We start from the raw sequence: 24466 nt of genomic DNA, 5'->3' as shown, positions 1-24466 counted from the left end.
CACCGGGTGAGCGACATGGCTACGCCATGGCGTCGCCCACCCGGTGCTCTGCTAATGCATGGCTCGCAGGCTTCGCCATAGTTGTTAGACAGCTACTTCACTGCCGCGCAGGCGCTGGTGCAGTTCCTGGAGCGAGGCGACGCGGATCTCGCCGCGGGAGGCCGACTCGATCGCCTGGGTGGCGGCGGCCGCGCCCTGGATGGTGGTCACGCAGCTGACGTCGGCCACGACGGCGGCCGAGCGGATCTCCCAGCCGTCGGTGCGCGGGCCCGAGGAGGCCGAGGGCGTCGTGATGACCAGGTCGATCTCACCGGAGGCGATCAGGCTGACGGCGTCCACCGCTTCACCCGAGGAGTGCCGGGCGACGGGTGTGAAGTCGATGCCGTGGCGCTTGAGGACCAGGCCGGTGCCTTCGGTGGCGTACACGGTGAAGCCGAGGTCGACCAGGCGGCGCACCGGGAAGACGATGGATCGCTTGTCCCGGTCGGCGACGGACACGAAGAGCTTCCCGGAGGTGGGGAGCTTGCCGTAGACCGCGAGTGTGGCCTTGGCGAAGGCGAGGCCGAAGGACGAGTCGATGCCCATCACCTCGCCCGTGGACTTCATCTCCGGGCCGAGCACGGCGTCCAGGCCCGCGCCCTCGACGGTGCGGAAGCGCTTGAAGGGCAGGAGGACTTCCTTGACCGAGATCGGGACCTCGGGTCCGGCGTCGGAGCCGTCGCCTTCGGGCAGGAGCAGGCCTTCGTCGCGGAGTTCCTTGATGGTCGCGCCGAGGGCGATGCGGGCGGCGGCCTTGGCGAGCGGGACCGCGGTGGCCTTGGAGACGAACGGGACGGTGCGCGAGGCCCGCGGGTTCGCTTCGAGGACGTACAGCTGCTCGTCCTTGAGGGCGTACTGGACGTTCATGAGGCCGCGCACGCCGATGCCGAAGGCGAGCTTCGCGGTGTAGTCGCGGATCTGCTCGATGACCGTGGCGCCCAAGGTGATGGGCGGGAGCGCGCAGGAGGAGTCGCCGGAGTGGACGCCGGCCTCCTCGATGTGCTCCATGATGCCGCCGAGGTAGAAGTCGGTGCCGTCGCAGAGGCAGTCGACGTCGATCTCGATGGCGTCGTCGAGGAACCGGTCGATGAGGATCGGGTGCTCGGGGCTGGCCTCGGTGGCGCGGGAGATGAACCCGGCGAGGGTGTCCTCGTCGTAGACGATCTCCATGCCGCGGCCGCCGAGGACGTACGACGGGCGCACGAGCACGGGGTAGCCGATCTGGGCGGCGACCTCGCGGGCCTCCTCGTAGGAGGTGGCGGTGCCGCCGTCGGGGGCGACGAGGCCGAGTTCGTCGAGGAGGCGGCCGAAGACGCCGCGGTCCTCGGCGCTGTGGATGGCCTTCGGGGAGGTGCCGACGACGGGGAGCCCGGCGTTCTCGAGGCGTTCGGCGAGGCCGAGCGGGGTCTGGCCGCCGAGCTGGACGACGACGCCGACGACGCCGGGGCCGCCCGCGGACTGGCCGCTCTCGTGCTCGGCCTGGAAGACCTCGGTGACGTCCTCGAAGGTGAGCGGCTCGAAGTAGAGCCGGTCGGCGGTGTCGTAGTCGGTGGAGACGGTCTCGGGGTTGCAGTTGACCATGATCGTCTCGTAGCCGACCTCGCGCAGGGCCTGCACGGCGTGAACGCACGAGTAGTCGAACTCGATGCCCTGGCCGATGCGGTTGGGCCCGGAGCCGAGGATCATCACCTTCGGCCGGTTGGAGGGCGCGACCTCGGTCTCGTCCTCGTAGGTCGAGTAGTGGTAGGGCGTGTGGGCCTCGAACTCGGCGGCGCAGGTGTCGACGGTCTTGAAGACCGGGCGCAGGCCGAGCCGGTGGCGCAGGCGGCGCACGCCGGCCTCGCCGGCCAGTTCGGGGCGCAGGGCCGCGACCTGGGCGTCGGAGAATCCGGCGCGCTTTGCCTTGCGGAGCAGGGCCTCGTCGACCACGGCGGCGGCCTCGATCTCGTCGCGCAGGTCGATGAGTTGGGCGACCTGGTCGAGGAACCACGGGTCGATCTTGCAGGCCTCGTGGACCTCCGCGATCGACGCGCCGAGGCGCAGGGCGCGCTCGGCGGTGTAGAGGGTGCCGTCGTGCGCGGTCTTCAGCGCTTCGATGGTGTTCTCGAGGGTGGCGCCCTCGGGGTCGGGGCGGGTCCAGAACCCGGCCTGCTTGGTCTCGGTGGAGCGCAGGGCCTTCTGGAGGGCCTGCTGGAAGGTCCGGCCGAGGCTCATGGCCTCGCCGACGGACTTCATGGTGGTGGTCAGGGTCGGGTCCGCGCCGGGGAACTTCTCGAACGTGAAGCGCGGGACCTTGACGACGACGTAGTCGAGGGTGGGCTCGAACGCGGCCGGGGTGGCCTTGGTGATGTCGTTCGGGATCTCGTCGAGCGTGTAGCCGATGGCGAGCTTCGCGGCGATCTTCGCGATCGGGAAGCCGGTGGCCTTCGACGCCAGCGCGGAGGAGCGGGAGACGCGCGGGTTCATCTCGATGACGATCATGCGGCCGTTCGCGGGGTCGATCGCGAACTGGATGTTGCAGCCGCCCGTGTCGACGCCGACCTCGCGCAGGATGGCGATGCCGATGTCGCGCATGTGCTGGTATTCGCGGTCGGTGAGGGTCATCGAGGGGGCGACGGTGACGGAGTCGCCGGTGTGGACGCCCATGGGGTCGACGTTCTCGATGGAGCAGACGACGACCACGTTGTCCTTGTGGTCGCGCATGAGCTCGAGCTCGTATTCCTTCCAGCCGAGCACGGACTCCTCGATGAGGACCTCGGTGGTGGGGGACTCGGCGAGGCCGTTCCCGGCGATGCGGTCCACGTCCTCCCAGGTGTAGGCCATGCCGGAGCCCAAGCCGCCCATGGTGAAGGAGGGCCGGATGACCACGGGCAGGCCGAGGTCCTTGACGGTGTCGCGGACCTCGTCCATGGTGTGGCAGACCGCGGAGCGCGGGACTTCGCCGCCGACGTCGAGGACGACCTGCTTGAACTGCTGGCGGTCTTCGCCGCGCTGGATGGCGTCCATGTCGGCGCCGATGAGTTCGACGCCGTACTTCTCGAGGATGCCGGCTTCGTGGAGGCCGACGGCGGCGTTGAGGGCGGTCTGGCCGCCGAGGGTCGCCAGGATCGCGTCGGGCTTCTCCTTGGCGATGATCTGCTCGATGACCTCGGTGGTGATCGGCTCGACGTAGGTGGCGTCGGCGAACTCGGGGTCGGTCATGATCGTGGCCGGGTTGGAGTTGACGAGGGTGACGCGGATGCCCTCCTCGCGGAGCACGCGGCAGGCCTGCGTGCCGGAGTAGTCGAATTCGCAGGCCTGGCCGATCTGGATGGGTCCGGACCCGATGACCAGGATGTGCTTGAGGTCGTCGCGCTTAGGCATGGGTCTTCGCCCCTTCGGTCTCGATGAGTTCGATCAGGCGGTCGAACAGGTAGTCGGCGTCGTGGGGCCCGCCGGCGGCCTCGGGGTGGTACTGGACGGAGTAGGCGGGCACGTCGAGGCAGGTGAGGCCTTCGACGACGTCGTCGTTGAGGCAGACGTGGCTGACCTGGACGCGGCCGAACTCGGTCTCGAAGAACTCGCCGGTCTCGGGTGCTTTGAGGGCGAACCCGTGGTTGTGGGCGGTGATCTCGATCTTGTTGGTGTGGCGGTCGAGCACCGGCTGGTTGATGCCGCGGTGGCCGAACTTGAGCTTGTAGGTCTCCAGGCCGAGGGCGCGGCCGAGGATCTGGTTGCCGAAGCAGATGCCGAAGACCGGGACACGGCGGCGCAGCAGCTCGCGGGTGAGTTCGACCTGGTGGTCGGCGGTGGCCGGGTCGCCGGGGCCGTTGGAGAGGAACACGGCGTCGGGGTTGCCCGAGAGGACCTGGTCGACCTCGGCGTAGGCCGGATAGACGTGGGTGGTGATGCCGCGCTCGGCGAGGCGGCGCGGCGTGTTCCGCTTGATGCCCAGGTCGAGGGCGGCCACGGTGTACTTGGGCTCCTTGGCCTCGTACGTGTAGGGCTCGGAGGCGGTGACGGCGCCGACGTGGTTGGCCCCGGCCATGTGCGGCGTGGCCTGCACCTTGGCGAGGAGGGCGGCCACATCGGTGTCGCGCGAGGAGATGCCGACGCGCATCGCCCCGGCCTCGCGGAGGTGGCGGGTGAGGGCGCGGGTGTCGACGCCGCTGATGCCCACGACCCCTTGCGAGGCGAGCTCGTCCTCGAGGCCGCGCTTGGCGCGCCAGTTCGAGGCGGTGCGGGCGGGGTCGCGCACGACGTAGCCGGCGACCCAGATGCGGCGGGACTCGTCGTCCTCGTCGTTCCAGCCGGTGTTGCCGATCTGCGGGGCGGTCTGGGCGACGACCTGTCCGTAGTAGGACGGGTCGGTGAGGGTCTCCTGGTAGCCGGTCATGCCGGTGTTGAAGACCGCTTCGCCGAAGGTCTCGCCGACCGAGCCGTACGCCTCGCCGCGGAAGACGCGGCCGTCCTCGAGGACGAGGATCGCTGGTGCTCTGCTGCTCACGCTTGGGTCTCCTCTTCGATCTTCCCGTTCAGCACGGTGGCGCGTCCGCGGAGGAACGTCGCCTGGACGGTGACCGGGAGTTCCCTCCCGGCGTAGGGGGTGTTGCGCGACAGGGACGCGAGGCCTTCGGGCACGACGGTCCAGGACGCGGAGGGGTCGACGAGGGTGAAGTTGGCTTCGACGCCCGGCTTCGGGTCGCGGCCGTGGGCTTCGAGTCCGGCGATGCGCGCGGGGGTGCGGGAGGTGCGCTCGGCGAGGACGTCCCAGTCGCAGTCCGCTGGCCCGCCGAGGGCGAGCACGCTGATCGACAGGGCGGTCTCGAGGCCGAGCATGCCCGGGCGGGCGGCGGCCCACTCGCATTCCTTGTCCTGCGGGGCGTGCGGGGCGTGGTCGGTCGCGACGGCGTCGATGACGCCTTCGGCGAGCGCGGCGCGGAGCACCTCGACGTCGGCTTCGCGGCGCAGCGGCGGGTTGACCTTGTAGACGGGGTCGTAGCTGCGCACGGCGTCGTCGGTCAGGAGCAGGTGGTGCGGGCAGACCTCGGCGGTGACGTTCGCGCCGCGGGCCTTGGCCTCGCGGATGATCGCCACCGAGCGGGCCGTGGAGACGTGGCAGAAGTGGACGCGCGCGCCGGTGTACTCGGCGAGGAGCACGTCGCGGGCGATGATGGCCTCTTCGGCGACGGAGGGCCAGCCGGGCAGGCCGAGTTCGGCCGAGACGGCGCCCTCGTTCATCTGCGCGCCTTCGGTGAGGCGCGGCTCCTCGGCGTGCTGGGCGATGAGCCCGCCGAAGGTCTTCACGTATTCGAGCGCGCGGCGCATGAGCACCGGGTCGTGCACGCAGTGGCCGTCGTCGGAGAACATGCGGACCTTCGCGGCCGAGTGGGCCATCGCGCCGATCTCGGCGAGCCGCTTGCCTTCGAGGCCGATCGAGACGGCGCCGATGGGCTGGACGTCGGCGTAGCCGGCGGCGCGGCCGAGTGCGGCGACCTGCTCGACGACTCCGGCCGTGTCGGCCACGGGGTAGGAGTTCGCCATGGCGCACACCGCGGTGTAGCCGCCCTTGGCGGCGGCGCGGGTGCCGGAGAGGACGGTCTCGGCGTCCTCGCGGCCGGGTTCGCGCAGGTGGGTGTGGAGGTCGACGAGGCCGGGGAGGAGCACGAGGCCGTCGGCGTCGACGACCTCCGCTCCCGCGGCGCTGATCGAGCCGACCTCGGCTACGCGGCCGTCGCGGACCAGGATGTCCTTGCGGCCCTTGCCGACGATGTCGGCGCTCTTGATGAGCAGTTCGCTCACTTGCTCTCTCCGTTCGTCAGCAGGAGGTAGAGGACGGCCATGCGGACCCAGACGCCGTTGGTCACCTGTTCGGTGATGGTGGCGCGGGGCGAGTCGGCCACGGACGCGGCGATCTCCATGCCGCGGTTCATCGGGCCGGGGTGCATGACGATCGCGTGGTCGGGCATGAGCGCGAGGCGGCGCTCGTCGAGCCCGTAGAGGCGGGAGTACTCGTTGGCGGTGGGGAAGAACGCGGCGTTCTGGCGCTCGTGCTGGACGCGGAGCATCATCACCGCGTCGACCCCTTTGAGGCTCGTGTCGAGGTCGTAGCCGATCTCGACGGGCCAGTCGTCGATGTCCTTGGGCAGCAGCGTGGGCGGGCCCACCAGGCGCACGTTCGCGCCGAGTTTGGTGAGCAGCCAGATGTTCGAGCGGGCCACGCGCGAGTGCAGGATGTCCCCCACGATGGCGACGGTGCGCCCTTCGACGCCGCCCAGGCGCTTCTGCATCGTGTAGGCGTCGAGCAGGGCCTGCGTCGGGTGGGCGTGGGTGCCGTCCCCGGCGTTGAGGACCGCGCCGTCGAGCCATTCGGTGAGCCGCTGCGGGGCCCCGGCGGCCGGGTGGCGGATGACCACCGCGTCGGCGCCCATGGCCTGCAAGGTGAGTGCGGTGTCGCGCAGGCTCTCGCCCTTGTTGACGCTCGAGGTCTTGGCCGCGAAGTTCACGACGTCGGCGCTCAGGCGCTTGGCGGCGGTCTCGAAGGAGGTGCGGGTGCGCGTGGAGTCCTCGTAGAAGAGGTTCACGACGGTGCGCCCGCGCAGCGCCGGGAGCTTGGGGACCTCGCGGCCGGTGACGGCCTCGGCCATCTGCTCGGTGACGTCGAGGATGAGCTCGGCTTCCTCGCGGGTGAGCTCCTTGGTGGTGAGCAGGTGCTTCATCGCTCCCGGCCTCCAGTGAGGACCACGGCGTCCAGACCGTCGTACTCGGTCAGGCGCACGGAAACGCTCTCGTCGCGCGCGGTGGGGATGTTCTTGCCGACGTAGTCGGCGCGGATCGGCAGCTCGCGGTGGCCGCGGTCGACCAGGATGGCGAGCTGGACGCTGGCGGGGCGGCCGAGGTCGTAGAGCGCGTTGAGCGCGGCGCGCACGGTGCGTCCGGAGTAGAGGACGTCGTCGACGAGGATGATGCGCTGGTCGTCGACGCCGCCGGGCGGCAGTTCGGTCGGGCCGAGGGCCCGGAGTGCGTTGCGGCGCAGGTCGTCTCGGTAGAGGGTGATGTCGAGGGTCCCGGCGGGGACGTCGAGGTCGGCGAAGCGGCGGATCCGGTCGGCGAGCCGTCCGGCCAGCGCGACGCCGCGAGTGGGGATGCCGAGGAGCATGGTGTCGGGAGCGCCCTTGGTCTTCTCGAGAATCTGGTGGGCGATGCGGTCGAGGATCCGACCGATGTCCTCGCCCGAGAGGATCTGCTTGCCCGACGGGTCTTCCTCGTGCTGCCTGAGGGCAGGGGAAACCACGCGAACCTCCTTCTCCGCCTCACTGGACGGTCTGTTAAAGAACGGTTTCGTCGCGGCTCAGCTTACGCCGCCGGTGACGGAGCGTAAAGGCGGATCCCAAAAGCATGAGGTCGGTAGCGGCCATGATGTCGGTTTTCCATAGGTTTGCCAGGCGGTTGCGTGGGGCCTACGCGACGAAGAACACTGTTTGGGGGCACCCCAACGGCCGATGGTGACCGACCGTAGTCAAGAATAGGATTCCTCTCGTACCGAAAATTGGAGTTGATCCCAGCATGGCGACATCTGACTACGCCAAGGCGCTCGGCAACCGGCTGCGTGACATCCGCATGCAGCAGGGGCTGTCGTTGCAAGGCGTCGAGGACAAGTCCGGCGGCAAGTGGAAGGCCGTCGTCATCGGTTCCTACGAGCGAGGCGACCGGTCGATCACCGTCAGCCGTCTCGCCGAGTTGGCCGACTTCTACCGGATCCCCGTCTCCGAGCTGCTTCCCGAGGGCGTTCCGCTCCCGGTCGAGCAGGCCGAGAAGATCGTCCTCAACCTCGAGGCGCTCTACGACCACCCCGACGCCGACCTGGAGCACGTCGCAAAACTGGCGCGCTCCATCCAGCAGCGCCGCGGAGACTACAACGGCCGGATCCTCTCGATCCGCGCCGATGACCTGTACACCCTCGCGGTCGTGTACTCGACCACGCCTTCGGGTCTGATCGAGAAGCTCGAGGACTTCGGCGTCCTCGTGCACGACCTCCAGGCGTTCTTCGCCTCGGACGCCGAGTAGTACCAAGCGAAAAGGAAACGGCCGGGCCCCGGATCGGGAGGCTCGGCCGTTTCTCTGCGCCCAGTCGCTATTCGGACTTCGCGGCGGTGTCGAGAACGGCGTTGACGAACGAGGTGTCGTCGGAGGAGCCGATCTGCAGGGCCACGCGCATGGCCTCCTTGATGGCGACCGCCGTGTCGACGTCGTCGACGTGGCGGATCTCGTAGAGGGCCACGCGCAGGACGTTCCGGTCGACGGCGGGCATGCGGTCGACCGACCAGCTCGTGGAGGCCTTGCCGAGCACGGCGTCCAGTTCGTCGAGGTGCGAGGCGACGCCGCGCACGAGCTGCTCCGCGTAGGCGGGCAGGCGCGGGGCCTCGGGGTCCTTGAACGCCCGGTCGGCGCGTTCGGCGAGGACCTTGGAAGGCTCGGTGTCGCGGCTCTCGGCTTCGTACAGGATCTCGACGGCCCGCATTCGCCACTTGGTGCGGGCGGAGAGCCGGTCAGGACTGCTGCTGTGCTGGTTTCCCACCACTAAGCCCGGGAGAGGTATTTGCCGTCGCGGGTGTCGACCTTGATCTTCTCGCCGTTGTCGATGAAAAGCGGCACGAGGACCTGCGCGCCGGTCTCGACGGTGGCGGGCTTGGTGCCGCCGGAGGAGCGGTCGCCCTGGAGGCCCGGCTCGGTGTAGGTGATGGTGAGCTCGACCGAGGCGGGGAGCTCGACGTAGAGGACCTTGCCGTCGTGCTGGGCGACCGTCGCGTCGGAGTTCTCGAGGAGGAACTTGGCGGCGTCGCCGACGACGGCGGGACCGACCGGGATCTGGTCGTACGTGTCGGTGTCCATGAAGACGAAGTCGTCGCCTTCCTTGTACAGGTACGTCATGTTGCGGCGGTCGACGTTGGCGGTCTCGACCTTGGTGCCGGCGTTGAAGGTCTTGTCGACGATCTTGCCCGAGGGGATCTGCTTGAGCGTGGTGCGCACGAACGCCGGGCCCTTGCCGGGCTTGACGTGCTGGAATTCCTGCACCTGCCAGAGCTGGCCCTCCAGGTTGAGCACCAGGCCGTTCTTGAGGTCGTTCGTGGATGCCACGGGCGTTCGTCTCTTTCGATAGAGGTTCTGTCTTGACCGACCGTCAATGGTATCGGTCGGTCGAGCTGGGCCTTGACGCGGCGGTTGCCGCTGTGTCCAGCGGCGCAGCCGTTATTTCTCGCTGATGTGGCGCAGGGCCGCGGTGTAGCCGCCCGGGCCGAGGCCGGCGATGACGCCGACCGCGTGGGCCGAGACGTACGAGTGGTGCCGGAACGCCTCGCGCTTGTGCACGTTGGAGAGGTGGACCTCGATGAGCGGCGCGGTGAGCTGCGCGCAGGCGTCGCCGATCGCGACCGAGGTGTGGGTCCAGGCGGCGGCGTTGAGCACCACCGGGTAGCCGTTGTCGGCCGCCTCGTGGAGCCACTCCAGGAGTTCGCCCTCGTGGTTGGTCTGCCGGAAGTCGACTTCGAGGCCGAGTTCCTTGCCCGTGGTGACGCACAGGTCGGCGAGGTCGGCGAGCGTCTGGGAGCCGTAGATGGCCGGTTCCCGCTTGCCGAGCCGGTTGAGATTGGGGCCGTTCAGCACCAAGGTCTTCATCCGGTCAGCCTCTCATAGGCCTCGCGCTGCTGGTCGACGGTCACGTCATCGACCACGACCGGTTTCGCGAGCGCGTCCAGGAGCACGAACCGCTGGGTGGCGCCGACGTTCTTCTTGTCGATCTTCATGACCTTGAGGATGTCGTCCCAGCGCCCGGCTTCGTACGTGGTCGGCAGACCGAGGGAGGCGAGCACCGACTCGGTGCGTTCGACGAGGTCGACGCGGCCGGTGATGGCGTTCAGGTGGGCGGCGTAGACCATGCCCACGGCGACGGCGTCGCCGTGGCGCCAGCGGTAGTGCTCGAGCTTCTCCACCGCGTGGGCGAAGGTGTGCCCGTAGTTGAGGATGGCGCGGAGGCCCCCCTCTTTGAGGTCGGAGCCGACGACCTCGGCCTTGACGGCGATGGCGCGCTCGACGAGTTCGGCGACGACCGGATTCGCGGCGTCAAGGGCCGCTTCGGGATCGGCCTCGACGAGGTCGAGGATGACCGGGTCCGCGATGAATCCGGCCTTGACGACCTCGGCCAGGCCCGCGGCGAGGTCGCGCGTCGGCAGGGTCGTGAAGTGGTCGAGGTCGACCAGGACCGCGCGGGGCGGGTGGAAGGCGCCGACGAGGTTCTTCCCGGCGGCGGTGTTGACGCCGGTCTTGCCGCCCACGGCCGCGTCGACCGCGCCGAGCAGCGAGGTCGGGACGTGAACGACCGCGACGCCGCGCAGCCAGCAGGCGGCGACGAACCCGGCGAGGTCGGTGACCGCTCCCCCGCCGACGCCGACGACGAGGTCGGTGCGGGTGAAGCCTTCGGCGCCGAGCGCCTCCCAGCACTGCTCGGCGACGCTGATGGTCTTGCCGTCTTCGGCGTCGGGCAGTTCCATGAGGGTGGCCTCGACACCGTCGGGCAGCAGCGCGCCGACGCGTTCGGCGAGCGGTGCGGTGCTGGCGGTGTGGAGCACGGCGACCCGGGCGGCCTTGCCGAGGAACTCGGGCAGGCGATCGGTCGAGCCGCGTCCGATGAGGACCGGGTAGGGCTGCTCGGCGTCGTTGACCGTGACGGTGCGGATGGCGAGCTTCGCGGCGATTTCGGCGGTCAGGTCGTCCACGTCCCTTCCGGTGGTGTCGATCTCGATGGTCGCGACCTCGCGGTACAGCGGGAGGCGCTCGTCCATGAGGCGGCGCAGCGTGGCGCGCGGGTTCACTTGGAGGAGCGGGCGGCCCTTGTCGATCTCGGTGCGCTTGACGGCCTCGCCGAGGTCCACGCGCAGGTGGACGACGGTGACGTCGGCGAGGAGCTTGCGGGTCGCCTCGGCCAGGATCGCGCCGCCGCCGAGGGCGAGGACGCCGTCGTGCTCGGCCACGGCCCGGCGCACGGCTTCGCGTTCGAGGGCGCGGAAGTGCTCCTCGCCTTCGTCCACGAAGATGTCCGGGATCGGCTTGCCCGCGGCCTCGGCGATGTCGGCGTCCGCGTCGCGGAACGGCGCGTCGAGCGCCGCGGCGAGCGCGCGGCCGATCGTGGTCTTGCCCGAGCCCGGGGGCCCGACGATGACGACGAGCGACACTACTTCACCCGCAGGTGTTCGATGTACTGCTCGAAGTTGCGGCGGGATTCGGCGACCGAGTCGCCGCCGAACTTCTCCAGGGCGGCTTCGGCGAGGACGTAGGCGACCATGTGCTCGGCGACGACGGCCCCGGCGGGGACCGCGCAGACGTCGGAGCGCTGGTTGATGGCCTCGGCCGCTTCACCGGTGACGGTGTCGATGGTGCGCAGCGGGCGCGTCAGCGACGAGATGGGCTTGAGCATGGCCGAGACGCGCAGCGGCTGGCCGGTCGTGATGCCGCCTTCGAGGCCGCCGGCGCGGTCGGTGAGGCGCTGGACGCCGTCGGGGCCGGGCACGATCTCGTCGTGCGCCGAGGAGCCGCGGACGGCGGCCTGCATGAGGCCGTCGCCGATCTCGACGGCCTTGACCGACTGGATCGACATGAGCGCGGTCGCGAGGCGGGCGTCGAGCTTGCGGTCCCACTGGACGTGGGAGCCGAGCCCGGGCGGGAGGTTGTAGGCGAGGACCTCGACGACGCCGCCGAGGGTGTCGGCGTCCTTCTTGGCGGCGTCGACTTCGGCGACCATGCGGGCGGAGGCCTCGGGGTCCATGCAGCGCAGCGGGTCGGCGTCGACGGCCGCGAAGTCGTCGGGGGTCGGCACGAGGCCTTCCTTGGCGCGGACGGGGCCGAGGGCCTTCACGTGGGAGACGATCTCGATGCCGAAGGCCTGCTTGAGGAAGGCCTTGGCGGCGGTGCCGCCGGCGACGCGCGCGGCGGTCTCGCGGGCGGAGGCGCGCTCGAGGATCGGGCGGGCGTCCTCGTGGTCGTACTTCTGCATCCCGGCGAGGTCGGCATGGCCGGGGCGCGGGCGCGTGAGCGGGGCGTTGCGGGCGATGCCCTCCAGCTCGGCGGGGTCGACCGGGTCGGCGGCCATGACGGTCTCCCACTTCGGCCACTCGGAGTTGCCGACGCGGATGGCGACGGGCGAGCCGAGGGTGCGGCCGTGGCGGACGCCGCCGATGAAGCTGACGGCGTCGGCTTCGAACTTCATGCGCGCGCCGCGGCCGTAACCGAGGCGGCGTCGGGCGAGTTCGGCGGCCACGTCACCGGTGGTCAGCTCGATCCCGGCGGGCAGGCCGTCGAGGGTGACCACGAGTTCGGGTCCGTGAGATTCTCCAGCTGTCATCCATCGCAACACGCGGTCAAGTCTGCCACCCGGCCGGATGTGATCAGGCACCTGGTGGAAAGCATGTCCCAGGGGCTGGGCATGGTTCGGGCCGCCCCCGCGGCGCGGGAGCGGCCCGGTCGTCTTGCGCCCTCGCGGCTACATGGCGGCGACGGCCTTGCCGAAGTCGACCAGGACGACCTTGTGGTCGCCGATGACCTCCGCGTCGTGCCCCGGCGGGATCTCGAACACGTCGCCGGCCTTGATGTCCTTGTCGGTGCCGTCGTTCATGTGGACCTTCAGGTGCCCCTCGACGCAGTAGCCGAGGTGGTTGGCCTGACAGGATTCACCGCCCACGATCGGCTTGACGTCGTTGGACCAGCGCCATCCCTTCTCGAACTCGGAGAACTCGACGGCCATGCCGTCGAGCATCACCGTGTCCTTGTGGCCGTGGCCGCTGAGATTGACGGTCTGGTCGGGCTTGCTGAAGTTCTTGACTGCCAGTTGATGCATGGTTCTCACCCCCGAGCTCGAGTCTATGGCCGCATTGAGAAGAGCGTTCGCGTTTCGACGGCCCGGTGCCTGCAAGGGGTTGCCGAAGCGGGCGCCCGCGGTCCGCAGGGCCCGGCCGCCTGGGGACGTGCGGCTACACTGGGCACTTCGTTCGCAGGTCAACCCCTCGATACTGAAAAATTCAACAAAGCTGCATAAGGAAGGACGACGGTGCGATGAGCCCCCAACACGCGCGGAAATCCCCGGACCGCACCCCGGCACCGCGGTCTCGCAAACCCACCATGGCGGACGTCGCCGCGGAGGTCGGCGTCTCGCGGGCGCTGGTGTCGCTGGTGTTCCGCGGGCAACCCGGCGCGAGTCCCGACACGCGCGAACGGGTCTTCGACGCCGCGGCCCGACTCGGCTACAAGCCGGACATGGCCGCGCGGCTGCTCGCCCGCGGGCGCAGCAAGGTCCTCGGCGTGCTGTTCACCGCCAGGAACCCGTACCACATCGACCTGGTGGAAGCGATCTACCCGGCCGCCGAGGAACTGGGCTACGACCTGGTGCTGAGCGCCACCGTGCCGACCCGGAACGAGCACAACGCGATCGAGGCGCTCATCGGGCACCGCAGCGAGGCGCTGCTGCTGTGCGGGCCGACGATCCCGGACGAGGACGTGACGGAGCTGGGAGCGCGCGTCCCCACGGTGGTGCTGGGCCGCCACATCAAGGACGCCCGGGTCGACGTCGTGACCTCGTACGACCGGCCGGGCGCCCGCGAGGTGGTCGACTACCTGGTGGGGCTCGGGCACCGCGACATCGTGCACGTGGACGCCGGCAACCGGCCGGGAGGGCCGGAGCGGCGGCGGGCCTACCGCGATGCGATGCGCGCGCACGGGCTGGAGGACCGGATCCGGGTGATCCCGGGGAACCACTCCCAGGAGGGCGGCTCCGAGGCGGCCCGGATGCTGCTGGAAGAGGACGGACCGCTGCCCACGGCGATGTTCGCGGCGAACGACCAGTGCGCGATCGGGCTGCTGGACGTGTTCACCCGGGCCGGGGTGAAGATCCCCGAGCAGGTCTCGATCGTCGGTTACGACGACAGCCACATCGCCGGACTGAGCCACATCGACCTGACGACGGTGCGCCAGGACGTGCCGCGGCTCGCGCAGCTGGCGGTCGAGGCCGCCGATGAACAGCTCAGGGGTGCAAGGGAACCGGGCGTGTATTTGAAGCTGGAGTCGAAGCTGGTCGTGCGCGGGACGAGCGGACCGCCGGCCTCGTAACGATTGACATTTACATGCTTCGATGACAAGATGGCGTGTGGTATCGCTCCCAAATCTCTCGGAGGGCATCTCATGCCGCGAACCGCACCTCGCCGCAGACGTTTCGTCATCGCCGTCATGGCCTCACTCGCGCTAGGCGCCGCCGCGGCGCCAGCTCAAGCGCAGGACGAGCCCGCCGACCTCATCATCAACGGCGACTTCGCCTCCGGCAACACCGGCTGGTGGTCCACCGCCAACCTCACCGGCGCCGTCGCCGACGGCGAGTGGTGCGTCGACGTGCCCGGCGGCACCGCGAACGCCTGGGACGCCATCGTCGGCCAGGACTCCCTGCCGCTGGTCACCGGCGAGTCGTACGAGCTGCGCTTCACCGCCCGCGCCTCCACCGACGTGAGCGTCAGAGCCCTCGTGCAGCGTCCGGTCGACCCCTGGCCGACCGCGGTCGAGGAGTTGCCGCTGCTGGGCACCGAGGCGGCGTCCTTCAGCTATTCCTTCACTTCCGCGGCAGACTGGACCGACGCGCAGCTCGCGTTCCAGATCGGCCGCCAAGCCGAGCCATGGCAGTTCTGCCTATCGGAGGTCCAGTTGCTCACCGGAGCCGAACCGCCCGTCTACGAGCCCGACACCGGGCCGCGCGTGCGGGTCAACCAGGTCGCGTACTTCCCCGACGGCCCCAAGGGGGCCACGCTCGTCACGGACGCGACCGACCCGGTCCCGTGGCAGCTCCACGACGCCGCGGGAGCGCTTGTCGCCGAAGGCGACTCCGCCCCGCACGGTGCCGAGTCCACTTCGGGTGAATCGGTGCACGTGATCGACTTCTCGGACGTGTCCGCGACCGGCGAGGGCTTCACGATCACCGCGGACGGCGAGACCTCCTACCCGTTCGCCATCGGCGGCAACGCCTACGGCGACTTGGCGGTCGACGCGATGTCCTTCTACTACCCGATGCGCTCAGGTCTAGCGATCGATGACGCGATCGCACCGGGATACGGCCGCGAGGCCGGGCACGTGGACGTCGCGCCGAACCAGGGCGACGGCGCGGTGCCCTGCTACGACGATGCCTGCGACTACACCTTGGACGTCACCGGCGGCTGGTACGACGCGGGCGACCACGGCAAGTACGTCGTCAACGGCGGCATCTCGGTCGCACAGCTGATGTCGGTGTATGAGCGGGCCCTGCACGCCCCCACCGGCGACGCGGCCCGCCTCGCGGACGGGAGCCTGCGCATCCCCGAGCACGGCGACGGCGTGCCCGACGTGCTCGACGAGGCCCGTTGGGAGATGGAGTTCCTGCTCTCGATGCAGGTGCCCGCGGGCGAGGAACTGGCGGGCATGGCCCACCACAAGATCCACGACGAGAACTGGACCGGACTGCCGCTCATGCCCGCCGACGACCCGCAGGCGCGGTACCTCTACCCGCCGTCGACGGCGGCGACGCTGAACCTGGCCGCGGCGGCCGCACAGGCCTCGCGCCTGTTCGCCCGCTACGACGCCGAGTTCGCGGCCGAGTGCCTGGAGGCGGCCGAGACCGCTTGGGCGGCGGCACTGGCGCACCCGGACCTGTACGCGCCCGAGACGAGCCCGGCCGGCGGCGGCCCCTACGGCGACTCCAACGTCACCGACGAGTTCTACTGGGCCGCATCCGAACTGTTCTTGACCACCGGCGCGAAGCCCTATGAGGAGTTCGTGCTCGAATCGAAGCTGCACGACGCCGACTCGTACGGCCCGGGCGCCTTCTACTGGGGCAGCGTGGCCGCGCTCGCGAAGCTCGACCTGGCGCTGGTGCCGAACGCGCTGCCGGGCCGCGATGACGTGGTCGCGCAGGTCGTCGCGGGGGCCGACCACTACCTCGAGCTGCAGGCGGCGAGCCCGTGGGGCCTCTCATACGGGTCCAACGGGACCTTCGACTGGGGCTCGAACAGCTCCGTGCTCAACGAACTCGTGGTCGTGGCCACGGCCTTCGACCTCACCGGCGAGGCGCAGTACCGCGACGGGGTCATGTCGGGCCTGGACTACCTCTTGGGGCGCAACGCACTCGGGAACTCCTATGTGACCGGTTACGGCTCGCACGACTCCCACAACATGCACAGCCGCTGGTTCGCCAACCAGCTCGACCCGAACCTGCCGAACCCGCCGGCCGGGACGCTCGCGGGCGGCCCGAACTCGGTCACGGCGACCTGGGACCCGGTCGCGCAGCGCTGGTTGAACGGCTGCGCGCCGCAGCGGTGCTACATCGACGACATCGGCTCGTGGGCGACGAACGAGCTGACGGTCAACTGGAACGCCCCGCTCGCGCAGATCGCGACCTTCGCGGCCGACCAGCTCGCCACTGTCGCGGCGTCGCCCTCGTGCGAGGTCGAGTACAAGATCAACGGCCAGTGGCCGGGCGGGTTCAACGCGCAGATCCTGGTGCGCAACACCGGGGACGAGTCTCTGGAGGGGCTCAAGCTCCGTTGGGCGCTGCCGACCGGTCAGTCCATCGTGCACTCGTGGAGCGTGGAGCTGGTCCAGGAGGGCCACACGGTGACGGCGACTGAACTCGCGGGAGGCCAGGCGCTGAAGCCGGGGCGGACCTTCACGTTCGGGTTCATCGGGGACAAGGACGCCCGGACCGCGGTCGCACCGGCGTCGGTGACCTGCTCGACGGCATGAGCACCCGGGTATGACGACGGGCGGCCACCGATATCGGTGGCCGCCCCACGTTCTTCACGCCGCGTCCGTCAGCGCGGCCTGCCTCCCGCATCGCGCGACATGCGCTCGTCCCTAATTGTCTTGAGAGCAGGACAGGTCGAGGTCGACGACGTCGTCCCGAGCGAGGTCGAGGACGAGACGCAAGTCCAGACCGCACAGGTCCGCGTCGATGTCGACGCCGCCCAGGTCCGCGTCGATGTCGACACCGCTCTGGTGCGGGTCCGCCATGGCGCAGTGGGGCGGGCCGAACAGGTTGAGGGAGACGGTGCCCCCGACGCACAGGTCCAGGCTCTCGACGCCCTCGGCATCCAGCGGTTGGGCCGACGGGCGTGCTGCGTCAGGCCCGGAATGGGCGGCGAGGGCCGGTGCGGCCATGCCGGCGGCGAGGACTCCGGCGGCGGCTGCCGCGACGGCGGTCTTTGTGATGAAGCGAATCACTGTCACCTCTCAGTGCTCGGTGTCTCATGTGACCCATTTGTACTAGGTCGGCCATGAATATAACTTCGCTGCGGGCCGCATTCGGAGAATCGAGAAATCCCGTGGATCGCCGGCGCGGTACACCCGGAAGGAACGCCCGACGCGCCGACGCGGTCACAGCGCGATCCAAGGGGTCATCGCGATGGCCGCCGCCGCTCCGAACAGCATCACCGGGCCGTACGGGAAGTCCCTCCTTCCCTTGAGCATCACCGCCGCGGCCTGCCCGCCGCCGATCACCGCCGACGCCACCAGCGCGATCACGGCCGTCTCCCATGCGGCCCAACCGAGTACGAGGCTGAGCAGGCCCGCGAGCTTCACGTCGCCGAAGCCCACCTGGCCGGTCGCGCAGGCGATTCCATACAGCGCCATGGCCGCTGCCGCGCAGGCCGCGGCCCGGAGCATCGTGTCGGCATCGCCCGTGGCGATCAAGAGCACGGCCGCCAACGGGTACGCGGGCAGGATCAGGAGGTCGGGCAGCCGCCGCTGGTAGACGTCGATCCATCCGGCCGCGATACCGGCCGCCGCGACCGTGCCGAGCGCGACCCCGTGGAGGAGTCCCTCTGCGCGCCAAGCGATCAGCAGAGCCACGAACAGGCACACGCCCTTGATCAGCCGCGGATCGGGATGCCGGTCGGTCGCCAGGGCGACGCATCGGCCCAGTCCTGGGCCGGCGAGGAGGGCGGCAGTGGCCGCGCCAATGTAGAGAGCACCGGGGAAGAGCACCCGGCGATGCTCGCATTGCCTTGCGGCGGAACGTGGGAGCGACGCGGCCGGTTCAGGCCGCGTCGCTCATGTCACACGTCTTCGGTTGCGCCGCTTGCCGACGCCCGGTGGGCTACCGCTTGGCGACGGTCTTGCGGCCGTTCCCGGCCTTGGCCCGCCTCGCGGCGGCGCCGGTGCCGTTTCCCTTGCCCTCCATGCCGAGCAGCGGACGCAGGTACGCCCCGGTGTGGCTCGCCGCGATCGCGGCCACCTCCTCGGGAGTGCCGGCCGCGACGAGGGTGCCGCCCTTGTCGCCGCCTTCGGGGCCGAGGTCGATGACCCAGTCCGAGCACTTGATCACTTCGAGGTTGTGCTCGATGGTGATCACGGTGTTGCCCTTGTCGACCAGGCCGTCGAGCACGCCGAGGAGTTTGCGCACGTCCTCGAAGTGCAGGCCGGTGGTCGGCTCGTCCAGGATGTACACGGTCTTGCCGGTCGAGCGCTTCTGGAGCTCGGAGGCGAGCTTCACGCGCTGGGCCTCGCCGCCGGACAGGGTCGGCGCGGGCTGGCCGAGGCGCACGTAGCCGAGGCCGACGTCATTGAGGGTCTTCAGGTGCCGGTGGATCGTCTGGATCGGCTCGAAGAAGTCGGCGGCCTCCTCGATGGGCATGTCGAGCACATCCGAGATGGTCTTGCCGCGGTAGTGGACCTTGAGCGTGTCGCGGTTGTAGCGGGCCCCGCCGCACTCCTCGCACGGCACGTACACGTCCGGCAGGAAGTTCATCTCGATCTTGAGCGTGCCGTCGCCGCTGCAGGCCTCGCAGCGCCCGCCCTTGACGTTGAAAGAGAAGCGCCCGGGGCCCCAGCCGCGGACCTTCGCCTCGGGGGTGCCCGAGAAGAGCTTGCGGACCTTGTCGAACACGCCGGTGTAGGTCGCCGGGTTCGAACGCGGGGTGCGCCCGATCGGCGACTGGTCGACGCCGACGACCTTGTCGACCTGGTCGATGCCGGTGATGGTGCGGTGCCGGCCCGCGACGATCTTGGCGCCGTTGACCTCTGCGGCGAGCGTGTTGTAGAGGATCTCGTTGACGAGCGTGGACTTGCCGGAGCCGGACACGCCGGTCACCGAGACCATGCAGCCCATCGGGAAGGCCGCGTCGATGCTCTTGAGGTTGTTCTCCGTGGCGCCCTTGACGACCAGTTCGCGGCCGTGGTCGGCCGGACGGCGCTTGTCGGGCACGGGGATCTTCCTGCGGCCGGCCACGTAGTCGCCGGTGATGGAGCCCTTGGCCTCGGTGAGGCCGGCGACGGGACCGGAGTAGATGACGTCGCCGCCGTGCTCGCCGGCGCCGGGGCCGATGTCGACGATGTGGTCGGCGACCCGGATGGTGTCCTCGTCGTGCTCGACCACGATGAGGGTGTTCCCGAGGTCGCGCAGCCGCTCCAGCGTGGCGATGAGCCGGTTGTTGTCCCGCTGGTGCAGACCGATCGAAGGCTCGTCGAGCACGTACAGGACGCCCACGAGCCCCGCGCCGATCTGCGTGGCGAGGCGGATGCGCTGGGCTTCACCGCCCGAGAGGCTCCCGGCGGCGCGCGCGAGCGTGAGGTAGTCGAGGCCGACGTCGAGCAGGAAGCGGAGGCGGGCCTTGACCTCCTTGACGATCGGGGCGGCGATGATCATGTCGCGCTTGGACAGGCCCAGGGCGTCGAAGAAGGTCGCGCAGTCGGCGATCGAGAGCGTGCAGACCTCGTGGATGGACAGGCCCTCCACGGTGACCGCGAGGATCTCGGGCTTGAGCCGGGTGCCCTCGCAGGTCGAGCACGGGATCTCCCGCATGAACTGCTCGTACTTCTCGCGCGTCCACTCGGAGTCGGTCTCGGTGTGGCGGCGCTCGACCCACGGCACGACGCCCTCGAAGCGAGTCTCGTAGGAGCGGCGCTGCCCGCGCTTGTTGCGGTAGGAGACCTGGAGGGTCTCGTCGAAGCCGTAGAGGACGGCCTTCTGGGCGCGGCCGGGGAGGTCGGCCCAGGGGGTGTCGACGTCGAAGCCTACGGCCTCGCCGAGGGCGACGATCTGGAACAGGAAGTAGTCGCCCATGCCGACCGAGGACCACGGCGCGAGCGCGCCGTCGCGGATGGTCGCCTCCTGGTCGCGGATGACCAGTTCGGGGTCGACCTCCTTGCGCATGCCGAGGCCGTGGCAGACCGGGCAGGCGCCGAAGGGGGCGTTGAAGGAGAAGGTGCGCGGCTCGAGCTCGTCGAGGGAGAGCGGGTGGTCGTTGGGGCAGGCGAGCTTCTCGGAGAAGCGTCGGGTGCGGTTCGGGTCTCCCTCGGGGATGTCGACGAAGTCGAGCACGACGACGCCGTCGGCGAGCCCGAGCGCGGACTCGACGGAGTCGGTGACGCGCTGGACCGAGGAGGCCTTGACGGCGAGGCGGTCGATGACCACGTCGATGTCGTGCTTCTCCTGCTTCTTGAGCTTCGGCACGTCGGTGAGGGCGTAGACCTCGCCGTCGACGCGGGCGCGGGCGTAGCCCTGCTGCTGGAGGTCGCCGAACAGGTCGACGAACTCGCCTTTGCGCTTGCGCACGACCGGGGCCAGGACCTGGAAGCGCGTGCCCTCGGGCATCGCCATGATCTGGTCGGTGATCTGCTGCGGCGACTGGCTGACGATGGGCTCGCCGCACTGGGGGCAGTGGGGGACGCCGACGCGGGCGAACAGGAGCCGCAGGTAGTCGTAGATCTCGGTGATGGTGCCCACGGTCGATCGCGGGTTGCGGGAGGTCGACTTCTGGTCGATCGACACCGCCGGGGACAGGCCCTCGATGAAGTCGACGTCGGGCTTGTCCATCTGGCCGAGGAACTGGCGGGCGTAGGCCGAGAGCGATTCGACGTAGCGGCGCTGGCCTTCGGCGAAGATCGTGTCGAAGGCCAGGGAGGACTTGCCGGAACCGGACAGGCCGGTGAAGACGATCAGGGAGTCCCGGGGGAGGTCGAGGTCGACGTCCTTGAGGTTGTGCTCTCGCGCGCCCCGCACCACGATGGTGCCTGCGGAGTGCTGTTTAGGTTCGATCGGAAGGTGCTCGTTGGCCACGGTGGGAATCTAACGTTCGGGTCCGACAGTTCTGGGAGGCCCGCTGTTCGAAGGAGGGCCGCCCTACGAGGCTACTCCCCCGCATGCTGCGTCTTTCCACGCTGATGTGACCTTTAACTCACCTTTCACCGTACGAGAGCGGGCCCGGGCTGTGTGCCCGGGCCCGCTCTCGATGGCAGGAATCAAGTCGTTCGGGTGAATCAGTCGTACTGGTACAGGTTGTAGTCGTTCATGATCCCGATGAGCTTCTCGGAGTACTTCGGGTCGGTCGCGTAACCGGCCTTGTGGATCTCCTTGGCGAAGCGCTTCGGGTCGCCGGCGTGGTCCATGGCCGTGGCGTAGCGGGACCAGTTGGAGAGCAGGTCGCCGTGGTCGCGATAGGAGTCGGCCACCTTGGCGTAGGCGCGGAAGGTCGCGTTCATGTCGAAGCAGCCGCCCGTCGGGCTGCACTCGAACGTGGCGTAGTCGCGGCAGCCGATGGCGTGGTCGCCGGGCGAGCCGAAGCACTTCATGCCGAACAGGTTGTGGTCCTCGCGGGCCAGCACGCCGCGGCCCCAGCCGGTCTCGAGGATCGCCTGCGCGAGGGTCACCGAGGCGGGCACGCCGGTGGCGCGGGCGCTGGCCTGCGCGGCGGAGGCATGGGCGTCGATGAAGCCCTGGTTGCCGCCTCGCGGGACCGAAGGCGGAGCCTGGCCGCACCAGGGCAGCCACGGCTCGCCCGCGCTCCACTTGATGTACGCGGCCGAGACGAAGCGCTTTTCGTCGATCCGGTACCAGGCGCCGGTGGTGCGGGCGGTGCCGTCGACCTCCTGGCCCCAGACCTGGCAGCGGACGCTGACGGCGGTGCCGTCGGCGTAGCCGCCCTGGCGGCTGGAGTTGGAATTGGCGGCGGCGCGGATGTTGAGCTCGCCGCCGCCGGTGTTCACGTTCGCGATGGTGGCGGCCTTGGTGGAGGCCGAGCACCAGGGCACGGGCTGGGACGGCGACCAGTTGACGTAGGCGTTGGAGATCCAGCGGTTCTTGCCGATGCGCAGCCAGGTGGAGGTGGTGCGCACGTAGCCGTTGATCTCCTCGCCGCGGACGAGGCAGATGACCTCCGGGTTCGCGCCGTTGGCGAGGGTTCCGGCGGTCTTCTGGTCGGTGGCCGGGCCGGTGCGGACGTTGAGCGTGCCGCCCTCCGTGGCGATGATCGCACCGGTGATCTTGGCGTTCGCAGGCAGTGCGCCGACGAGGATCGCTCCGGCGGCGAGTGCGAGAACCATAACGAATCGGATGGAATCATGGAATACGCGCATAAACGGCAGTCTAGATTTTGAGGGATTTACTGTCCCGCAAAGGAGTAATGTGAACAACCCTCGGCCGTTTGCCGGGAAATCTGGTGGCCGCGATCACCTGGGTTGACGCCAGGCCCGTCTCGTGCTTAAGCGACAATGGTCGTCGTGTCTACACGCTCTGATCTGCGCAACATCGCCATCGTCGCCCACGTCGACCACGGCAAGACCACGCTCGTCGACGCCATGCTGAAGCAGGCGGGCGCCTTCCGAGAAGGCGCCGCCGTCGACGACCGCGTCATGGACTCCGGTGACCTGGAACGCGAGAAGGGCATCACGATCCTCGCGAAGAACACCGCGGTCCACTACACGAACCCGGCCGACGGCTCCGCGATGGTCATCAACATCATCGACACGCCCGGCCACGCCGACTTCGGCGGCGAGGTCGAACGCGGCCTGTCCATGGTCGACGCCGTCGTCCTGCTCGTCGACGCCTCCGAGGGTCCGCTCCCGCAGACCCGATTCGTGCTCCGCAAGGCGCTCACCGCGCGGCTCCCGGTCATCTTGTGCATCAACAAGACCGACCGGCCCGACGCCCGTATCGACGAGGTCGTCAACGAGACCTACGACCTCTTCCTGGACCTCGACGCGGACGAGGACCAGATCGAGTTCCCGATCGTCTACGCCTGCGCCCGCGACGGCGTCGCCTCGCTGAGCAAGCCCAAGGACGGCACCGTCCCCGAGGACTCCGACAGCCTCAAGCCGTTCTTCGACACCATCATCGAGCACGTGCCCGCGCCCGAGTACACGCCCGGCGCGCCGCTCCAGGCCCATGTCACGAACCTCGACGCCGACAACTTCCTCGGCCGCATCGCGCTGTGCCGCGTCGAGGAGGGCGAGCTGCGCAAGGGCCAGACCGTCACCTGGATGAAGCGCGACGGCTCGCAGCAGAACGTCCGCATCACCGAGCTGCTCATGACCGAGGCGCTCACCCGCAAGCCCGCCGAGATGGCGGGCCCCGGCGACATCTGCGCCATCGCGGGCATCCCGGACATCATGATCGGCGAGACCCTCGCCGACCCGGAGAACCCGGTCGCGCTGCCGCTCATCACCGTCGACGAGCCGGCGATCTCGATGACCATCGGCACCAACACCTCCCCGCTGGTCGGCAAGGGCGGCAAGGGCCACAAGGTCACCGCCCGCCAGGTCAAGGACCGCCTCGACCGCGAACTGGTCGGCAACGTCTCGCTCCGCGTCCTCCCGACCGAGCGGCCGGACGCTTGGGAGGTGCAGGGCCGCGGCGAGCTGGCCCTCGCCATCCTGGTCGAGCAGATGCGCCGCGAGGGCTTCGAGCTCACCGTCGGCAAGCCCGAGGTGGTCACCAAGCAGATCGACGGCAAGACCCACGAGCCGGTCGAGCGCATGACCATCGACTCCCCCGAGGAGCACCTGGGCGCGATCACGCAGCTCATGGCGACCCGCAAGGGCCGCATGGAGACCATGACGAACCACGGTTCGGGCTGGGTCCGCATGGAGTGGCTCGTGCCCTCCCGCGGCCTCATCGGCTTCCGCACCGAGTTCCTGACGCAGACCCGCGGCACCGGCATCGCGCACTCGATCTACGAGAAGCACGAGCCGTGGTTCGGCGAGCTGCGCACCCGCAACAACGGCTCGCTCGTGGCCGACCGCGCCGGGGCCATCACCGCGTTCGCGATGATCAACCTCCAAGAGCGCGGCGTCCTGTTCTACGGGCCGACCACCGAGGTGTACGAGGGCATGATCGTCGGCGAGAACTCGCGCTCCGACGACATGGACGTCAACATCACCAAGGAGAAGAAGCTCACCAACATGCGCGCCGCCGCGGCCGACTCCACGGAGAACGTGGTGCCGCCGCGTCTGCTGTCGCTGGAGCAGTCCCTCGAGTTCTGCCGCGACGACGAGTGCGTGGAGGTCACCCCCGAGACCGTCCGCATCCGCAAGGTCGTCCTGGACCAGAAGGAGCGCGGCCGCAGCGCTTCGAAGGCCAAGCACGGCAAGTAAGTCGTAGAGCGAAGCGGGCCCGACC

Annotated in this window: 19 protein-coding genes; 4 read left to right on the top strand and 15 right to left on the bottom strand. The window is 69.5% G+C overall.

Annotation, left to right across the window (positions count from 1 at the left end; all coding sequences use genetic code 11):
- Positions 1–84: 84 nt before the first annotated feature.
- The 5 genes from carB to pyrR are packed head-to-tail and all read right to left on the bottom strand — an operon-like array spanning position 85 to position 7312.
- Entirely contained in the window at positions 85–3402 is a 3318-nt protein-coding gene (carB, locus tag ACFO8M_RS17105; RefSeq protein WP_387977751.1) for a carbamoyl-phosphate synthase large subunit, read from the bottom strand.
- A complete protein-coding gene (gene carA, locus ACFO8M_RS17100; RefSeq protein ID WP_387977749.1) occupies positions 3395–4525 on the bottom strand; it encodes a glutamine-hydrolyzing carbamoyl-phosphate synthase small subunit in 1131 nt (376 codons plus the stop codon). Before carA ends, carB begins: the two co-directional genes overlap by 8 nt.
- A complete protein-coding gene (locus ACFO8M_RS17095; RefSeq protein ID WP_387977747.1) occupies positions 4522–5820 on the bottom strand; it encodes a dihydroorotase in 1299 nt (432 codons plus the stop codon). The genes carA and ACFO8M_RS17095 overlap by 4 nt, the downstream gene beginning before the upstream one ends.
- Positions 5817–6737: an aspartate carbamoyltransferase catalytic subunit gene (locus ACFO8M_RS17090; RefSeq protein WP_387977745.1), complete on the bottom strand. Its 921-nt coding sequence runs from the start codon at positions 6735–6737 to the stop codon at positions 5817–5819. Before ACFO8M_RS17090 ends, ACFO8M_RS17095 begins: the two co-directional genes overlap by 4 nt.
- A complete protein-coding gene (gene pyrR / locus ACFO8M_RS17085) occupies positions 6734–7312 on the bottom strand; it encodes a bifunctional pyr operon transcriptional regulator/uracil phosphoribosyltransferase PyrR (protein WP_387977743.1) in 579 nt (192 codons plus the stop codon). The genes ACFO8M_RS17090 and pyrR overlap by 4 nt, the downstream gene beginning before the upstream one ends.
- Before the next feature lie 272 nt (positions 7313–7584).
- Here pyrR and ACFO8M_RS17080 point away from each other — a divergent pair, with 272 nt between their 5' ends.
- On the top strand, positions 7585–8085 hold the full coding sequence (locus tag ACFO8M_RS17080) for a transcriptional regulator (RefSeq protein ID WP_387977741.1): 501 nt from the start codon (positions 7585–7587) through the stop codon (positions 8083–8085).
- Between the two features lie 67 nt (positions 8086–8152).
- Here the strand turns inward: ACFO8M_RS17080 and nusB are convergent, their stop codons facing one another.
- The 6 genes from nusB to ACFO8M_RS17050 all read right to left on the bottom strand — a co-directional run bounded on the left by nusB (position 8153) and on the right by ACFO8M_RS17050 (position 12904).
- Positions 8153–8596 (bottom strand): transcription antitermination factor NusB, encoded by a 444-nt coding sequence (nusB, locus tag ACFO8M_RS17075; protein WP_387977739.1) that lies wholly within the window; start codon positions 8594–8596, stop codon positions 8153–8155.
- A 2-nt stretch (positions 8597–8598) separates the two neighbouring features.
- Complete coding sequence (efp, locus tag ACFO8M_RS17070; RefSeq protein ID WP_387977737.1) at positions 8599–9156, bottom strand: elongation factor P; 558 nt, start codon at positions 9154–9156, stop codon at positions 8599–8601.
- A gap of 111 nt (positions 9157–9267) precedes the next feature.
- On the bottom strand, positions 9268–9693 hold the full coding sequence (gene aroQ / locus ACFO8M_RS17065) for a type II 3-dehydroquinate dehydratase (RefSeq protein WP_387977735.1): 426 nt from the start codon (positions 9691–9693) through the stop codon (positions 9268–9270).
- Positions 9690–11246, bottom strand: coding sequence for a 3-dehydroquinate synthase (gene aroB, locus ACFO8M_RS17060; protein ID WP_387977733.1), 1557 nt, complete (start codon positions 11244–11246; stop codon positions 9690–9692). The genes aroQ and aroB overlap by 4 nt, the downstream gene beginning before the upstream one ends.
- Complete coding sequence (aroC, locus tag ACFO8M_RS17055; protein ID WP_387977731.1) at positions 11246–12424, bottom strand: chorismate synthase; 1179 nt, start codon at positions 12422–12424, stop codon at positions 11246–11248. The genes aroB and aroC overlap by 1 nt, the downstream gene beginning before the upstream one ends.
- Before the next feature lie 126 nt (positions 12425–12550).
- Positions 12551–12904: a cupin domain-containing protein gene (locus ACFO8M_RS17050; protein WP_387977729.1), complete on the bottom strand. Its 354-nt coding sequence runs from the start codon at positions 12902–12904 to the stop codon at positions 12551–12553.
- 281 nt (positions 12905–13185) lie between these two features.
- On the opposite strand from ACFO8M_RS17050, the gene ACFO8M_RS17045 reads away from it, so the two are divergent.
- On the top strand, positions 13186–14169 hold the full coding sequence (locus tag ACFO8M_RS17045) for a LacI family DNA-binding transcriptional regulator (RefSeq protein ID WP_387977728.1): 984 nt from the start codon (positions 13186–13188) through the stop codon (positions 14167–14169).
- 72 nt (positions 14170–14241) lie between these two features.
- Positions 14242–16818 (top strand): glycoside hydrolase family 9 protein, encoded by a 2577-nt coding sequence (locus ACFO8M_RS17040; RefSeq protein ID WP_387977726.1) that lies wholly within the window; start codon positions 14242–14244, stop codon positions 16816–16818.
- Positions 16819–16929: 111 nt separating this feature from the next.
- Here ACFO8M_RS17040 and ACFO8M_RS17035 read toward each other — a convergent pair whose 3' ends face one another.
- The 4 genes from ACFO8M_RS17035 to gsmA form a co-directional block, all read right to left on the bottom strand.
- Entirely contained in the window at positions 16930–17301 is a 372-nt protein-coding gene (locus ACFO8M_RS17035) for a hypothetical protein (RefSeq protein ID WP_387977724.1), read from the bottom strand.
- A gap of 147 nt (positions 17302–17448) precedes the next feature.
- Positions 17449–18057 carry a prepilin peptidase gene (locus ACFO8M_RS17030; RefSeq protein ID WP_387977722.1) on the bottom strand — a complete coding sequence of 203 codons (609 nt, stop codon included), beginning with the start codon at positions 18055–18057 and terminating at the stop codon, positions 17449–17451.
- Positions 18058–18169: 112 nt separating this feature from the next.
- Positions 18170–21130: an excinuclease ABC subunit UvrA gene (uvrA, locus tag ACFO8M_RS17025; protein ID WP_387977720.1), complete on the bottom strand. Its 2961-nt coding sequence runs from the start codon at positions 21128–21130 to the stop codon at positions 18170–18172.
- Positions 21131–21330: 200 nt separating this feature from the next.
- A complete protein-coding gene (gsmA, locus tag ACFO8M_RS17020) occupies positions 21331–22392 on the bottom strand; it encodes a sporangiospore maturation cell wall hydrolase GsmA (protein WP_387977718.1) in 1062 nt (353 codons plus the stop codon).
- A 177-nt stretch (positions 22393–22569) separates the two neighbouring features.
- On the opposite strand from gsmA, the gene typA reads away from it, so the two are divergent.
- Positions 22570–24441: a translational GTPase TypA gene (typA, locus tag ACFO8M_RS17015; protein WP_387977717.1), complete on the top strand. Its 1872-nt coding sequence runs from the start codon at positions 22570–22572 to the stop codon at positions 24439–24441.
- The last annotated feature ends 25 nt before the right edge of the window (positions 24442–24466 follow it).

This window comes from Glycomyces rhizosphaerae (assembly GCF_042647865.1).
Taxonomy (GTDB): domain Bacteria; phylum Actinomycetota; class Actinomycetes; order Mycobacteriales; family Micromonosporaceae; genus Glycomyces; species Glycomyces rhizosphaerae.
This window is presented reverse-complemented; position numbering and strand designations above follow the sequence as displayed.

Excerpts from the sequence above, each read along its gene's own strand:
- carB (WP_387977751.1), bottom strand. The coding sequence starts at position 3,402 with ATGCCTAAGCGCGACGACCTCAAGCACATCCTGGTCATCGGGTCCGGA.
- ACFO8M_RS17090 (WP_387977745.1), bottom strand. The coding sequence starts at position 6,737 with ATGAAGCACCTGCTCACCACCAAGGAGCTCACCCGCGAGGAAGCCGAG.
- ACFO8M_RS17080 (WP_387977741.1), top strand. The coding sequence starts at position 7,585 with ATGGCGACATCTGACTACGCCAAGGCGCTCGGCAACCGGCTGCGTGAC.
- aroQ (WP_387977735.1), bottom strand. The coding sequence starts at position 9,693 with ATGAAGACCTTGGTGCTGAACGGCCCCAATCTCAACCGGCTCGGCAAG.
- ACFO8M_RS17050 (WP_387977729.1), bottom strand. The coding sequence starts at position 12,904 with ATGCATCAACTGGCAGTCAAGAACTTCAGCAAGCCCGACCAGACCGTC.
- ACFO8M_RS17045 (WP_387977728.1), top strand. The coding sequence starts at position 13,186 with ATGGCGGACGTCGCCGCGGAGGTCGGCGTCTCGCGGGCGCTGGTGTCG.
- ACFO8M_RS17040 (WP_387977726.1), top strand. The coding sequence starts at position 14,242 with ATGCCGCGAACCGCACCTCGCCGCAGACGTTTCGTCATCGCCGTCATG.
- gsmA (WP_387977718.1), bottom strand. The coding sequence starts at position 22,392 with ATGGTTCTCGCACTCGCCGCCGGAGCGATCCTCGTCGGCGCACTGCCT.